A 14702-nucleotide genomic window follows, 5' to 3' on the forward strand; every position below is an offset into this window, starting at 1 on the left:
CCTGTTGGACGCTCCCGCCGACTGCGGGATATTGTCCCGCACTCGGCGACCCACCACCCATTTCGAAAGCGCGAGCTGGCCAAGGTCAACAAAATCTGGCGTTCGCGGTGATCAGGGCGCCTCATCGGCTGGGCAGAGCAGGTCCACGATGGCGGCCGCGATCGGGAGGCCGGGACGGTCGGCGTACGACGCCCAGTCCCCCAGTGCGTCGGACCCGAGGAATGTCGTCAGCTCTCGGATCTTGGGTGCACTGAAAGTCACCGTCGAGTAAACCAGCCCGCCGACCTTCGCGTAGCCCGACAACGTGAACCGGACGTCTTCGGGCACGTCGAAAACGGTCTCCCTGCCCTCGAAAACGGCGAGACCGAAGACCTGTTCGCCGACAACGAAGAAGTGGATCACGCGCTCGACGCTGACGGGCTTGGTATAGAGATATCGCCCTTTGCGCGGCCGGTTGGTGACCTTGAAGGACTCGCGCCGGCCGTCCAACAGGCTCTTGGACGAGACCGATCCGCCGGCCTCAGCGATGAACTGCCGCACCGCGCCTTCGTCGTTGGTGATCAAAGATGGGTTCGCCCCGAACAGCATGGTGCCTCGGTGCAGACGGCGGGTCCAACTGTCAGCCGCAACGGCGGGCGGGTAGTTGACCCATCGAACGTCAAGCGTGCAGAGCACACCGGTAATAGCGGCAGTTGCCTCATCGGCGACGCGCAGCGGGATGTCCCAGTAGATCCCGGTGACGTCCTCGAGCGCGATGGGATCTCCGCCAGCGCAAAGGGTCCCGGCCCATTTGGTGGACAGCGCGCGGGTCTTGTTCCGCTCGAGCCGCGCCCGCAACGTCGCTCTCCGGGGAAATCGCGTCACATCCACCAGCGCATGTCTGATGCCACGAGTGGCCAACTCCAGACAAACAGCCGCGGCTGACGGACCTTGCGCGACGACAAGAACGAAACTCATGCTCACTCCATTGCTAATGGCAGCGTAAATTCTCGTATTCGAATTATGCGCCAGACGACTATTTGTGAAATCCGCGAATCTCTGCCATGTTGGCGACGGTATCACCGGATTTTCATGGGCGGACAATACGGGGAGGCTGGCGATGACCGACGAAGCAGGGTCGAATCGCACGCGTTATCGCAAAATTACGGAGAAGGGATCAGTGCCGCGAATGGGTCGGGTGAAGGTCGGCGACGAGCTGCGTACGCTGCGGATCGCGGCCAAGCTGACCCAGATCGAGCTGGGCAACCGCTGCGGCTGCTCCGGTACGCGCATCTCGCGCCTGGAGAACGGCGAGGCCACGCCGGACGTGGCACTGGTGATGAAAATCCTCGATGTACTGGAAACGCCACCGGACCAGGCCAAAATCCTGATCAGGCAGGCCCGCGACGCAAACGACCGCGGCTGGTGGAAAACCAGCAACATGCCCGAACGCGAGGCCGCCTTCGCCGAGTTGGAAGCAGAGGCCCGCCGACTGCGGGTCTTCTCGCTGATGTTCATTCCCGGACTGCTGCAAACTGCCGCGTACATGGCACTTCGTTATGCGGACAAGGAAGCCGCGATGCCAGTGGACGACGAAGCGGCGATCGCTGGCCGCCGGGAGCGCCAAAAGATCCTGGACCGCGACGACAGCCCCACGAAATATGCTGTCGTACTTGACGAAAGCGTTATCCGGCGTAGAACGGCGCCGCCCGACGTACAAGCTGAACAGCTCGAGCATCTGATCGAAGCGGCCGCTCACCCGAACGTCAACCTCCGAATCCTGCCGTTCGGAGCAGTTCTCGGATACGAGTCGGCACCACTGAACTCGTTCTACATCTTCGACATAGGCAACGCACCACAGGTCGTTGTGGTGGAAACCGAGACGAAGGAACTTCACGTCACCGCAAGCGAAAGAATCTTGCGGTATCAGGCTATGTTCGATCGCGTTAGTCGTGCATGCTTGACCCCAGAAGAGTCCATCGAACTCATCAGGGGAGTCGACACATGACACTAATTGTCAGCTGGCGCAAGAGTTCTCGCAGCACTGGCCAGTCCGAGTGCGTGGAGGTCGGTAGCTGGCGTAAGAGCACTCGCAGCGGCGGCCAAGCCGAGTGCGTCGAGGTCGGCGTGGCCGCCCTCACGGTCGGAGTCCGGGACACCAAGAACGTGGCAGGGCCGGCCTTGTTCTTCTCGTCGGCGGCGTGGCAGGCCTTCGTGAGTCAGACAAAACGGTAACTCTCCGCACCGCCAAGATCGCTGCTAGGCTCGCCGCATGCCAACCGTCCTCATCCCGATCGGTTTCGAGTCCGGACCTCGCTACCAGGGCGGTGGCCAGCATCACGAAGTGATCTTGCCGGGCGGCTACGCCCCACTGCCACCAGACGTCTGGAAAGTCTGGACAGTGGCGTTCGCAGATCTTGAGTCAGCCGCCTCACTCACGCTGAGCCGCGACCGGCTGATCCAGGCGTCAACGAAACTGGGCATCGCATCTGCGGCCGAACACACGAAGGCTCTCGTCGACGACCGCCTCCTTGCCGAACTGGACACTGACAAGCCCGCCGAGTTCCTCCAGTCACATCGACTCTTCCCTCTCGCCGATGGCTTTGGCGCCATCGAAAACGAGCCAGGCGTCTATCAAATCGCCCGTGAAGGGCGCATCATGATCCGCGCGAACCAACCGGTCTATGCGATCTGGTGCATAGCTGCCTATCATCGCTCGATCTGGGACGCAGTAGTCGCGTACGCCGAGGAAATTGAGGTAAGCCCCGACGATGTCGCGACGAACGTCGCTCAGGCTCTGCCAATGATCGTCGCTAACCGCTGCGGATTCTTACAAGCATCATGAGTTTTTCCAGAAGCGGCCTCGCGAACTGGAAAACCGATCTGCTGGTTAAGGCAGACGTGGTTGATCCGGGGGCGCAGAAGAATGCGCTCAAGAAGCTCAGGGACAGTTTAACGACGACTGCCAGGACAATGCCGGCGCAGTTGGCGTTTACTACCGCAACCACGCTGAGTCTTTGGTTCAGCTCAGGGTGGGCCGCGTTCTCCGGGTCGATGACCGAGGCCACCCTGAAGCTCCTCGGCGGGGCTGGCCTGCAACTCGTCGCTCAGGCGTATTTCACCGTACGCGGCGCGAAAAAGGAGTCGCAGAAATTCAAGGTTCAGCGTGATCGCGGGCAGAATCCTGAAGCCCAGCCATTGGCCGAACTGGACCGGGTAGAGCACGAAGGCAAGATACGCGACCGCGACCTGCAGACACAGCTGCGAGACGACCGCCGGCAGCTCTCCACCGAGATGTCCGATGTCGCCGACACCATCACCGCGATGCAAGAGACGCACGTCAGCCGCGCGGACATGCAACAAACGATCAACCAGGCCGTCGCTGAGGCCGTCGCACCGTACCAAGCCAAAATTGCCCAGCAAGAGGCCAAAATCGCTCAGCAGGACGCAAGAATCGGTCAGTTCGACTCGCAACTGCGGCACGAAAGCCAAACCCGCCAACACGCCATCACGGAGCTGGCCAGTCAGGCCGCCACCGAAAGGTCCGAGAGACAGTCGGCGGACGGTCATTTACAAGCAGATGTCAGTCGGGTCGAGGCCGATCTCAGTGAACGCGTCGAGGACACTCAGGTGGCGACGAACGACGTGACGAGAGGTCTCAACGACCTCAACGAACGCCATGACACCCTTTTACGGGCGACAAACGAGAACGCGGCCGGGCTGGACCACATGTACGCGCACGTCAACAGCCAACATCTCGTGATCAACGAGCACGCGGACAGCATCGACGCCCAAGCCGCTCGTACGGCCGCACAACCACGACGCCGCGGCGAGCCCGGCCCGACGCGCGCCGCGCCAGCGGCCAGAGCCTCCCAGCAACCTCCCGTACCACCTGGCCCCGGACCAGCAACGACCGTGCCGCGCTCCGCCTGGGGCTCGCAACAGGGACAACTGGCCGAGCCGTTCCCCGCGGCCCGCCGCCGTCCGCCCCCACCCGGCCGACAACCAGCCGGCGATCCCCCAACGCCAGCACGACAGCCACATCGCGGCCCCCAACCACCCCGCCCCTGACGCACATGGCGACAATCGGGCCGCTTCAGCACCTCCACTTGGCAGGCGAACCGACGGTCAGTCGCCTGTTCGGCCCCTTGTGTGTAATTGCCTTTCTGCTCAACTGAATCGCTGATATCCAGCCAATCATCCGTGGCTGACCGGAGCTGTCGGCTCGTCCCAATATGTGGGAATCGGGGTCGCCGCCCGGTTGCTGACGGTTGTCACACTGCTGGGGTGGAACGTGGTGAAACGTTCCAATCACGCTTGAGTCCCCAGGAGTTGCCGTGTTGCCGCTCGCCGCTGGCGAGGTCTTGTTCGTCGTCACGGGTGTTGCCCACCTGTGCGCCATCTTGTTGCTCACCCTGGACGTACGCCGCGGTCGCCAACGTCCGGGCGCCGACTGGACCGACCCGCTCGGCTGTTTCGTCGCCGGCGGGCTGGTCGCCGGAGGTGCCGGCATGGACTTGTGGACGGTCGGGGTCGTCACTGTCCCCGCGGCGGTGGTCGCGCTGCTCGTGACCTGGCGCGCCGCTGACTTTCGGCCGGCGGCCACGGTCGCGTGGGCATCGCTGCTGGCCAGTACGGTCACCGGCATCGTCGTCGCGTTCTTGCACCTGTTCGGCATGACGGCCAGCCTGACGACGGCGATCCTGATCGGCGCTGGCCTGGTGATAAGCGTCCTGCGTACGCCCTCGAGCCTCATGCAGACCTTCGAGAACTGGGAGGTCGCGCTTCGCCGCGTCTGGCGGCACTCCCGGGATCCGCGAACCGGCGCGGTGCCGGCGGCGGACGCGCCTTTCGTGACCGTCCAGGTGCCGACGTACGCGGAACCGCCAGAAATCGTGATCGCCACCCTCGACGCGATCGCGCGGCTGGACTACCCGAATTTCGAGGTCATGCTGATCGACAACAACACCGCCGACGAGCGACTGTGGCGCCCGGTCCAGGAACACTGCGAACGGCTGGGTCCGCGTTTTCGGTTCCTGCACGTGGAAGGCATTACCGGCGCGAAGGCTGGCGCGCTGAACTGGGCCCGCCAGCACGTCGATCCACGAACCCAACTGGTCGCGCTCGTCGACGCCGACTACCAGGTCACGCCGCGGTGGCTGGCCGAGACGGTAGGGCTTTTCGAGGACCCGGAGCTCGGTTTCGTCCAGTGCCCGCACGGATATCGCGATTTCGAACACTCGACGTACGCACGAATGGTGCACACCGGCTACATGTGGGCCCAGGGAACGGAGATGGTGTCCCGCAACGAGCAGGACGCCGGTCTCACGGTCGGCACAATGTCGATGATCCGGCTGGAGACACTAGACGTGGCCGGCGGCTGGGCAGGGTGGTGCCAGACCGAGGACTCGGAGTTCGCGATCCGGGCGCACGCGGTCGGCTACCGTTCCATCTTCCTGCGCCGCCAGTACGGTTTCGGTCTCATTCCGGAAAACCTGACCGAGCTGAAGAAGCAGCGCTTCCGGTGGACGTACGGACCGGGCCAGGAATTCAAGGCGCACGCGCGGCTTTATCTACCGGGCTGGCTCGGCGGCAAGCCGTCGAAGCTGACCGGACGGCAGCGCTTGCGGCACGGTCACTATGGCTTTTTGGTGCTGGTGACGGGAAGTACGGTTCTGAGCCTACCGGCAGGTGTCGCCCTGCTCGTCTCGATGATCGTGCATCACGAAGCCCTGCCGCTGAGCCCAGTCCTCCTGATTCCGTTGGTAGCCGTGCTTTTGGGGCGCCGGATCATGCGATGGCTGATCTTCCGTACGTACGTGGGCACCGGCCTCGCGGAGATGATGGGCGGCGCGATCGCTTTGATGGCGGTGAAACCGACGATCTCCACGGCGGCTTTCAGCGTGCTGCTGGGAAAGCCGGCGCTCTGGCGGCGTACGAGCAAGTTCCGGACGACGTCGAGCCGCTTGCGCTGGGTCTCTGAGGCTTGGACCGAGATCGCCCTTTGTGTCGCGTGTATCGCCGTGGTCGTCGCGATCCCGTTCCTGCTGCCTGCCGGCGTGAGCACTTTGTTGCTGTGCCTCGGCTTCGGCTGGCAGGCGAGCACGTACGCGACTGCGCCCCTGCTGGGCTGGCTGGCCGCCCGCGACCTACGCCAGTCGACCCTGCCCACCGCGCCGACCGGCGCCGACACCGCCGAAGGCCAGAAGGTGTGACTTCGGGGGCGGTGCCGATAACTGCCCTCGCGGCTGCTCGACTGGTCTTACAGATCTGGCGGCCAGCCTGTTAGCTGAAGAGATGACAGCGACCGGGGACAGCAGGCGGGTGCACCGGGGCTTGCTGGCCATGGTCATTATTGAGGCTGCGCTTGGCCTGCCGATCACCTTCCTCTGGACAGTCGTCACGGTCCTATTCGCGGATGGCCCTCGCTGCATTCCGGGGCTGCCGGAAACGCTCTATTGCCGATCAGATCTGGTGTACACACTTACCATGATCGGCCCGGCGATTTTCTGCGTCATCGGAGTCCTGCTGGGCACCGTCGGAGTCGTCTGGGAGCGGTCTCGACCTCGCCGCGGCTGGCCGTGGACACTGGCCGGCTGGCTGGTCTTCGTGGTGCTGTCACCGGCCATCTTCGTCCTCGCGGGCAGGTGACCGAGCCCGCTCCCCTCACGACCTTTTATAGGCGGGACCAGGCTTCGGTGAGGACGGAGCGCAGGATGCCTTCGATTTCGTCGAAATGGGACTGGTCGCAGATGAGCGGCGGCGCGAGCTGGATGACCGGGTCGCCGCGGTCGTCGGCGCGACAGTGCAGGCCCTGCTCGTACAGGGCTCCCGAGAGGAAGCCGCGCAGCAGGCGCTCGGCCTCGTCGTCGTTGAAGGTTTCCTTGGTGGCCTTGTCTTTCACCAGCTCCAGCGCGTAGAAATACCCGTCGCCGCGTACGTCTCCGACGATCGGCAGGTCGGCAAGTTTGTCCAGGGTGGCGCGGAAAGCGGCCTGGTTGCGCTGGACGTTGCCGTTCAGGTCTTCCTTCTCGAAAATATCCAGGTTCGCCAGTGCGACCGCGGACGACACCGGGTGGCCGCCGAAGGTGATGCCGTGCGAGAAGCTGTTCTCGCCGCTCAGGAACGGCTCGACCAAGCGCTCGCTGGCGATCATCGCGCCGAGTGGCGCATAGCCGGACGTGAGACCTTTGGCGCAGGTGATGATGTCCGGCACATAGCCGTAGCGGTTGGCGGCGAAATACTCCCCCAACCGACCGAAGGCGCAAATCACCTCGTCGGAAATCAGCAGCACATTGTTCTCATCGCAGATTTCGCGTACGCGCTGGAAATATCCGGGCGGCGGCGGGAACGAGCCGCCAGAGTTCTGCACGGGCTCCAAGATCACCGCGGCGACCGTCTCCGGTCCCTCGATCTCGATCGTCTGCGCGATCGCGTCGGCGGCCCAGCGGCCGAATTCGTCAAGATTGTCGGCGTGCTCGGTGGCGCGATAGAAATTCGTGTTCGGCACCTTGACCGCGCCGGGCACGAGCGGCTCGAAAGGCGTGCGGATAGACGGAATTCCGGTGATCGACAACGCGCCCATCGTGGTGCCGTGATACGCGATGTTGCGACTGATGATCTTGAATTTGTGCGGATTTCCGGTGACCTTGTGATATTGCCTGGCGAGTTTCCAGGCACTCTCGACGGCCTCGGATCCCCCGCTGGTGAAGAAAACCCGGTTGAGATCACCGGGCGTCAAAGTCGACAGCCGCTCGGCCAGCTCGATGGCCGCTGGATGCGCGTACGACCAGACCGGGAAATAGCCGAGCGTGCTGGCCTGCCGGGCGGCGGCTTCGGCGATCTCGGTCCGGCCGTGCCCAGCGTTGACCACATACAGGCCGGAAAGGCCGTCCAGGTAACGCTTTCCGGCGGAGTCCCAGATGTACGGGCCGTCGCCCTTCACGATCACCGGCACCGGGCTCTGCTCGTACGACGACAGCCGGGTGAAATGCATCCACAGGTGGTCCCGGGCGGAGGCGGAAAGATCGGTCATCGGATTCCCCACGAGTAGGTCTGTTTGGCCAGCCGGAGGTAGACAAAAGTCTCCGTCGAGGTCACTCCATCGATGGCCCGAATGGTGTGGTTCAGCAGCCGGAGCAGGTGTTCGTCGTCGGACACCACGATTTCCACGATCAGGTCGAACGAGCCGGCGGTCACCACGACATAGTCGATCTCGTCGACGGCGACGAGTTTCTCGACGACTTTTTCCACGTCTCCGCTGACTTTCAGGCCCACCATGGCCTGCCGGTGAAAGCCCACCGTGAGCGGATCGGTGACCGCGACGATCTGCATGACGTCGTTGTCGAGCAGCCGCTGTACGCGTTGGCGCACCGCGGCTTCGGACAGCCCGACCGCCTTGCCAATCGCCGCGTACGACTTGCGGCCGTCGGCCTGCAGCTGCGCGACAATGGCACGTGACGTGTCGTCAAGCGCCGACTCCCGACCACCCGTTCCCGGCATGAGCCCCATTCTGAGTGGGCGGACAGCCCACTGTCAACGCCATTAGCCACCGATTCCGTTGATTGAAGTCGCTCATTCAACGGAATCGGCGGCCACGGTAGCCCATGAGCGCGGGAATCGGTCGCGCTACTCGCAGATGGCGCCCTGCGCGGCGGAACCGACCAGCTTCGCGTATTTGCCGAGCACACCGGTGGTGAACTGGGGCGGTTCCGGCTTCCAGTGCTCCCGGCGGCGAGCCAGCTCGGTGTCGTCGACGAGCAGGTCGAGCGTACGAGCCTTCAGGTCCAGCCGGATCCTGTCGCCCTCCTCGACCAGCGCGATCGGCCCACCCACGATCGCTTCCGGCGCGATGTGGCCGATGCACGGCCCGGTGGTGCCGCCGGAGAACCGGCCGTCGGTCAACAACAACACGTCCTTGCCCAGCCCAGCGCCCTTGATCGCGCCGGTCACCGCGAGCATCTCGCGCATGCCCGGGCCACCCTTGGGCCCCTCGTAGCGGATCACCACCACGTCACCCTTGTTCAGGGTGCCGTTGGTGACCGCGTCCATCGCGCCCTGCTCGCGCTCGAAAACACGGGCGGTGCCTTCGAAAACCTCATACGGCAGGCCGGCGCTCTTGACGACCGCGCCGTCGGGGGCGAGCGATCCGCGCAGAATGGTCAGGCCACCGGTCGGGTGGATCGGCTTGGACATCGCCCGGATGATCGTGCCGTCCACGTCCGGCGGATTGATGTCGGCGAGGTTCTCCGCGAGCGTACGACCCGTGACGGTCATCGCGTCGCCGTGCAGCAGCCCCGCGTCGAGCAGCGCACGCATGACCACCGGCACCCCGCCGATGCGGTCCACGTCGCTCATCACGTACCGCCCGAACGGCTTCACGTCGGCCAGGTGCGGCGTCTTGTCGCCGATCCGGTTGAAGTCGTCGATGGCGAGGTCAACACCGGCCTCGCGGGCGATCGCGAGCAGGTGCAACACGGCGTTGGTCGAGCCGCCGAGCGCCATCACGACGGTGATCGCGTTCTCGAAGGCGTCCTTGGTGAGGATCTGGCGGGCGGTCAGCCGCAGGCGCAGCATCTGTACGACGGCCTCGCCGGACGCGCGCGCATACCCGTCCCGGCGGCGGTCCACAGCCGGCGGCGCGGCCGAGCCGGGCAGCGCCATGCCAAGCGCTTCGGCGGCGCTGGCCATCGTGTTCGCGGTGTACATGCCGGCGCAGGCGCCCTCGACCGGGCACATGGCCCGCTCGATCGCGTCGACCTCCGCGCGGGTGATCAGGCCGCGGGCGCAGGCACCGACCGCCTCGAAGGCGTCGATGATCGTCACGTCCTTATCGCCCACCTTGCCGGGCAGCGTGCTGCCGGCGTACAGGAAGACGGACGCGAGGTCGAGCCGGGCGGCGGCCATCAACATGCCGGGCAGCGACTTGTCGCAGCCGGCCAGCAGCACCGAGCCGTCGAGGCGCTCGGCCTGCATGACGGTCTCCACGCTGTCCGCGATGATCTCCCGGGAGACCAGCGAGAAGTGCATGCCGACGTGGCCCATAGAGATGCCGTCGGAGACCGAGATGGTGCCGAACTCCAACGGATAGCCGCCGGCGGCGTGTACGCCCTCCTTCGCGGACTGGGCGAGCCGCTGCAGGCTGAGGTTGCAGGGGGTGATCTCGTTCCAGCTGCTGGCGATGCCGATCTGCGGCTTCTTGAAGTCCTCGTCGCCCATCCCGACCGCCCGCAGCATGCCGCGGGCGGCGGCCCGCTCGAGGCCGTCGGTGACCTCGGTGCTGCGTGGCTTGGGGGCGTACCGGGATTCTTCGGTGCTGGTCATCGGTGTTCTGGTCCCTCGGGAGCGATCAGTACGCGAAGGCGCGTACTGGCAGTGAACGGCCGGTCCAGCAACCCGGGGTCGGCGCTGGGCGGTCGGCTGGTTGGACGGTAAACCCCAGCCTACGGCGGGCTTCGGCGTCTGCGAGCATCTGGGGCGTGGCACGCCATCCCGAGATCGTCAAGTTCCGCCAGCCGGTCGCCGTCCCCATCGCCGCCGCCGTCGCGCTCTTCGGCTCCGCGGCCGCCGTCGCGCAGGTGTGGTGGACGACGCCGATCATGCTCATCCCGCTCGCGCTGCTGATCTACGGGCTGCGCACCGGCGTCGATGTGTCGCCGTCGGGCATCCGAGTACGGTCCGCGGTCACCACCCGGTCCTTCGCCTGGTCGGAGGTGGCCGGGTTCATCACCGACCGCCGCCGGGTCTCGCTGAAACTGACCGACGGCCGGCTCGTACGCTTCCCGGCGGTGCAGTCCGCGGACCTGCCGCGGCTGCTCGCGGCCGGCAAGCAGGACCTCGCCGCGTCGTGACAATCGGAATCCGATTGTGCCGTTATTGGGGTGCTGAGCTGGCATTCTCCCCGACAACGTGACAATCGGGCATTCCGGGCGGTCCCGGAGCGGCGGCGGAGGTGGCATACGCTTGAACTCATGCCAGCGTCGCCACGCCTTCGTACTCGTACTCGCGCAGGCGTCAGCGCCCTGACCGCCGGAGTCCTGGTTTTCGCGCTGGCCGGCTGCGCTTTCGGGCCGCCCGGCGACACCTCCGGCGAGCCGCCGAACCTGCCGACGCCCACCGTGTCGCCGACCCCCTCGCCGTCCCAGTCGCCCACCGACGACGGCGGTCTGGGCGTGCAGGTGCTGGTCAAGAACCTCGCGGTGCCGTGGGGGATGGCCTTCTTGCCGGACAAGAACGCGCTGGTCACCGAGCGGGACAGCCACCGCATCCTGAAGGTCGCGCCGAACGGCGCGACGACCACCGTGCAGACCCTCAAGCAGGTCGCTGGCAAGGGTGAGGGCGGGCTGCTCGGCATCGCGGTCTCGCCGAAATACGCGACGGACAAGACCGTCTTCATCTACTACTCGACGGCCAGCGACAACCGGATCGCCAAGCTGGTGCTGGGCGGCCAGCCGCAGCCGATCGTGACCGGCATCCCGGTCGCCGATCACCACGACGGCGGTCGGCTGGCGATCGGCCCGGACGGCTATTTGTACGCGGGCACCGGCGACGCCGGCACCACCGCCAACGCCCAGAACACCAGCAGCCTCGGCGGCAAGATCCTGCGGATGACGCTGGATGGCAAGCCCGCGCCCGGCAACCCGTTCCCCAACTCACTGGTCTACTCGTACGGTCACCGCAACGTCGAAGGCCTCGCCTGGGACGCCAAGAACCGGCTCTATGCCACCGAGTTCGGGCAGGACAAGTTCGACGAGCTGAACCTCATCCAGCCCGGCAAGAACTACGGCTGGCCGACCGTGGAAGGCACCGGCCAGGACCCCAAGTTCGTGAACCCGCTGCAGACCTGGCCGACCTCGCAGGCCTCGCCGGCCGGGCTCGCCATCGCCGGCAACAACGCCGTGCTCGGCGCGCTGACCGGCAAATGCCTCTGGGTCGTCGGACTCGACGCGAGCACCGGCCAGGTGACCGGCAAGCCGCAGGACGCTCTCAAGGGTCAGTACGGCCGGCTGCGTACGGTCATGGTCGCCCCCGACGGCTCGCTGTGGGTCACCACCTCCAACAAGGACGGCCGCGGCTCCCCCGCCGCCGACGACGACAAGATCCTCCGCGTCGTTCCGCCGGGCGGCGGAGGCGTCAGCCAGCTCTAATGTCGAGTGCTTCGACGAAGGCATCCGAAGGCTGTCGTACTTCAACCCGTTGGCCCTCGTGCGTCGAGTGGATGTGAGCGACCAGCTCCCAGTTGCCGCGCTGGAGCTGAATGACCAGGACAGCCGACACCGGAACAGCCGCGAACAAGGCGAACCCGATGGCCACCACGGACCCGAGGCCGAAGTAGCCGTACGCCCCGATGAGTGCCAACAACGCTCCCCAGACCACCAAGAACGCGTATCCGACGGCCCGGCGGACGGCCGTACGTCTGCGTACGCACCGCCGACAGAAGGGCCACCCGGCGATCGACACGGGATAGGTGAAACCTCCTTCGTCCCGCTGGCGGAACAACGCGCGTCGCATAGCTTCGGATCGGACCGCGGGATAGGTCGCGGTGATGTCCTCTCGCAGCACCGCCGGCAGCCCATGGCGGACGCAGCACGACGGCAGTTCCACGCCGGTGCCGCGCCGGACCTTGAAGACGATGGTGCGAAACGGCCCCCGAGTGACGAGCTGAGGCTCCTTCAAGGCCATCGGCCGCGGCCCAGTGGTCATCAGTGGGCCGCCAACGCGACGAAGATAACGGCCATAAGTGCGGCAAGGATGCCCATCGCCGGGCCGACCGCGATCAACACCCAGAACAGCGCCCGGTTTCGACGGCGCCGATCGGTCTCCGGTCCACCGGTCGGGCCGAACCCAACTGTGCCGTGGTTCACGCCCGGTCCCTGGGAGAGCGGGCCGAGCAGTGGGCCGTCGTAGTGCAGGACAACCGGCTGCCCGGGCCGCGCCACGAAGTTCACCTCGGCGAGGCCCTTGGTCGCGCCGAGGGCTCGGATGGACATCACAGCGTGGTACGCGCCCGGCCGCAACCCGAACTGGTTGCGGCCCTTGTGCAACTGACACAGCTGGTTCGGCCCGAAGCTGACCCTCGCGTCGGCGGTCGAATCGATGACAACTGGTACCAGTGGTGCGGACATCCCAACCCCCATGCGGTTTTCTTTCCCGACTAGCAAGACGCTAGGCGTCTCACCGCCACGAGAGGGACCGTCGCCCAGGGGCTGGCACGTTCTGAGGACCTCCGCGACCGCCCTTAGACGGTGCCCAGCTTCTCGAGGATGAGGTCGCGGACGGTCTTGGCGTCGGCAGATCCCTTGGTGGCCTTCATGACGGCACCGACGAGGGCGCCGGCGGCGGCGACCTTGCCGGCGCGAATCTTGTCGGCCACGTCCGGGTTGGCGGCGATCGCCTCGTCCACCGCGGCGCTGAGCGCACCGGTGTCGGACACCACCTCCAGGCCGCGGGCCTGCACGACCTCGGTCGGCGAGCCTTCGCCGGCCAACACGCCCTCCAGCACCTGCCGAGCGAGCTTGTCGTTCAACCGGCCCGAGTCGACCAGCGACTGCAGCTCGGCGATCTGCGCCGGGGTGACGCCCTGGGCGTCCAGGTCCAGGCCGTTTTCGTTGGCCCGCCGAGCCAACTCACCCAGCCACCACTTGCGGGCCGTGTCCGAGGTCGTACCAGCCGCCACCGTCGCCTCGATCAGGTCGACAGCACCGGCACCGACCGCGGAGGCCATGTCCTTGTCGGAGAATCCCCACTCGGACTGCAGCCGGCGGCGGCGCTCACTCGGCCGCTCGGGCAGTGCGGCACGCAGCTTCTGCACCCACTCGGCGGGAGGCGCCACCGGGACCAGGTCGGGTTCCGGGAAGTAGCGGTAGTCCTCCGCCTCCTCCTTGATCCGGCCGGAGGTGGTGGAGCCGTTGTCCTCGTGGAAGTGCCGGGTCTCCTGTACGACCGTGCCGCCGTCGGTCAGCAGCGCGGCCTGCCGGCGGATCTCGTAGGTGAAGGCTCGCTCGACGCTGCGCAGCGAGTTCACGTTCTTCGTCTCGGACCGGGTGCCGAACGGCACGTCCGGCGACCTGCGCAGCGACAGGTTGGCGTCACAGCGGAGCTGGCCGCGCTCCATCCGTGCCTCGGACACCCCGAGGCCGCGGACGATCTCGCGGATCTCACCGACAACCGCGCGAGCGACCTGGGGCGTACGCGCGCCGATGCCCTCGACCGGTTTGGTGACGATCTCGATCAGCGGGATGCCGGCGCGGTTGTAGTCGACCAGCGAGTGCGAGGCGCCCTGGATGCGACCGGTAGCGCCGCCCACGTGCAGCGATTTGCCGGTGTCCTCCTCCATGTGCGCACGCTCGATGCCGACCCGAATCGTCTCGCCGTCGACCTCGACGTCCAGATAGCCGTCGAAACAGATCGGCTCGTCATATTGCGAAGTCTGGAAGTTCTTCGGCATGTCCGGATAGAAGTAGTTCTTCCGGGCGAACCGGCTCCATGGCGCGATCGAGCAGTTCAGCGCGAGGCCGATCCGGATCGCGCCCTCGACGCCCAGCTCGTTGACCACTGGCAGGGCGCCGGGCATGCCCAGACAGGTCGGGCAGGTCTGGGTGTTCGGCTCGGCGCCGAACACCGTCGAACAGCCGCAGAACATCTTGGTCGCGGTGCCCAGCTCGACGTGCACCTCAAGACCGAAAACCGGGTCGAACTTCTCGACCGCCTCGTCGTACGGCATC

General features: G+C 66.0%; 15 protein-coding genes. 8 read left to right on the plus strand and 7 right to left on the minus strand.

What is annotated here, in order from left to right; genetic code table 11:
- Positions 1 to 111: 111 nt before the first annotated feature.
- Positions 112 to 957 carry a hypothetical protein gene (locus tag ABD301_RS17860; RefSeq protein WP_163573866.1) on the minus strand — a complete coding sequence of 282 codons (846 nt, stop codon included), beginning with the start codon at positions 955 to 957 and terminating at the stop codon, positions 112 to 114.
- 142 nt (positions 958 to 1099) lie between these two features.
- Between ABD301_RS17860 and ABD301_RS17865 the strand changes: the two genes are divergently transcribed.
- The 6 genes from ABD301_RS17865 (at position 1100) to ABD301_RS17890 (ending at position 6630) form a co-directional block, all read left to right on the plus strand.
- The gene (locus tag ABD301_RS17865) at positions 1100 to 1987 is read left to right on the plus strand and encodes a helix-turn-helix domain-containing protein (RefSeq protein WP_344311375.1); all 888 of its coding nucleotides are present in this window, start codon (positions 1100 to 1102) and stop codon (positions 1985 to 1987) included.
- Positions 1984 to 2214: a DUF397 domain-containing protein gene (locus ABD301_RS17870; protein WP_163573867.1), complete on the plus strand. Its 231-nt coding sequence runs from the start codon at positions 1984 to 1986 to the stop codon at positions 2212 to 2214. Before ABD301_RS17865 ends, ABD301_RS17870 begins: the two co-directional genes overlap by 4 nt.
- A gap of 37 nt (positions 2215 to 2251) precedes the next feature.
- Entirely contained in the window at positions 2252 to 2824 is a 573-nt protein-coding gene (locus tag ABD301_RS17875; protein WP_344311376.1) for a hypothetical protein, read from the plus strand.
- Positions 2821 to 4050 carry an intermediate filament family protein gene (locus ABD301_RS17880; RefSeq protein ID WP_344311377.1) on the plus strand — a complete coding sequence of 410 codons (1230 nt, stop codon included), beginning with the start codon at positions 2821 to 2823 and terminating at the stop codon, positions 4048 to 4050. The genes ABD301_RS17875 and ABD301_RS17880 overlap by 4 nt, the downstream gene beginning before the upstream one ends.
- A gap of 266 nt (positions 4051 to 4316) precedes the next feature.
- A complete protein-coding gene (locus ABD301_RS17885; RefSeq protein WP_344311378.1) occupies positions 4317 to 6194 on the plus strand; it encodes a glycosyltransferase in 1878 nt (625 codons plus the stop codon).
- Between the two features lie 82 nt (positions 6195 to 6276).
- Entirely contained in the window at positions 6277 to 6630 is a 354-nt protein-coding gene (locus ABD301_RS17890) for a hypothetical protein (protein WP_163573875.1), read from the plus strand.
- Positions 6631 to 6655: 25 nt separating this feature from the next.
- Here ABD301_RS17890 and ABD301_RS17895 read toward each other — a convergent pair whose 3' ends face one another.
- The 3 genes from ABD301_RS17895 to ilvD all read right to left on the minus strand — a co-directional run bounded on the left by ABD301_RS17895 (position 6656) and on the right by ilvD (position 10302).
- Positions 6656 to 8014: an aspartate aminotransferase family protein gene (locus tag ABD301_RS17895; protein WP_344311379.1), complete on the minus strand. Its 1359-nt coding sequence runs from the start codon at positions 8012 to 8014 to the stop codon at positions 6656 to 6658.
- On the minus strand, positions 8011 to 8490 hold the full coding sequence (locus tag ABD301_RS17900; protein WP_425551959.1) for an Lrp/AsnC family transcriptional regulator: 480 nt from the start codon (positions 8488 to 8490) through the stop codon (positions 8011 to 8013). Before ABD301_RS17900 ends, ABD301_RS17895 begins: the two co-directional genes overlap by 4 nt.
- Positions 8491 to 8607: 117 nt before the next feature.
- On the minus strand, positions 8608 to 10302 hold the full coding sequence (gene ilvD, locus ABD301_RS17905; RefSeq protein WP_344311381.1) for a dihydroxy-acid dehydratase: 1695 nt from the start codon (positions 10300 to 10302) through the stop codon (positions 8608 to 8610).
- Between the two features lie 155 nt (positions 10303 to 10457).
- On the opposite strand from ilvD, the gene ABD301_RS17910 reads away from it, so the two are divergent.
- Together ABD301_RS17910 and ABD301_RS17915 are read left to right on the plus strand one after the other, a co-directional pair.
- A complete protein-coding gene (locus ABD301_RS17910; protein ID WP_344311382.1) occupies positions 10458 to 10829 on the plus strand; it encodes a PH domain-containing protein in 372 nt (123 codons plus the stop codon).
- Positions 10830 to 10949: 120 nt separating this feature from the next.
- Positions 10950 to 12125 (plus strand): PQQ-dependent sugar dehydrogenase, encoded by a 1176-nt coding sequence (locus ABD301_RS17915; RefSeq protein ID WP_344311383.1) that lies wholly within the window; start codon positions 10950 to 10952, stop codon positions 12123 to 12125.
- On the opposite strand, the gene ABD301_RS17920 is transcribed toward ABD301_RS17915, so the two are convergent.
- From ABD301_RS17920 to gatB, 3 genes are all read right to left on the minus strand, one after another.
- Entirely contained in the window at positions 12112 to 12681 is a 570-nt protein-coding gene (locus ABD301_RS17920; protein WP_344311384.1) for a hypothetical protein, read from the minus strand. The two genes, ABD301_RS17915 and ABD301_RS17920, sit on opposite strands and share 14 nt — an antisense overlap.
- Positions 12681 to 13103, minus strand: a complete 423-nt coding sequence (locus ABD301_RS17925; protein WP_344311385.1) for a hypothetical protein — start codon at positions 13101 to 13103, stop codon at positions 12681 to 12683. Before ABD301_RS17925 ends, ABD301_RS17920 begins: the two co-directional genes overlap by 1 nt.
- A gap of 113 nt (positions 13104 to 13216) precedes the next feature.
- A complete protein-coding gene (gatB, locus tag ABD301_RS17930) occupies positions 13217 to 14701 on the minus strand; it encodes an Asp-tRNA(Asn)/Glu-tRNA(Gln) amidotransferase subunit GatB (RefSeq protein ID WP_344311433.1) in 1485 nt (494 codons plus the stop codon).
- Position 14702: the final 1 nt, after the last annotated feature.

The sequence above is a fragment of the Fodinicola feengrottensis genome (assembly GCF_039530045.1).
Classification (GTDB): Bacteria; Actinomycetota; Actinomycetes; order Mycobacteriales; family HKI-0501; genus Fodinicola; species Fodinicola feengrottensis.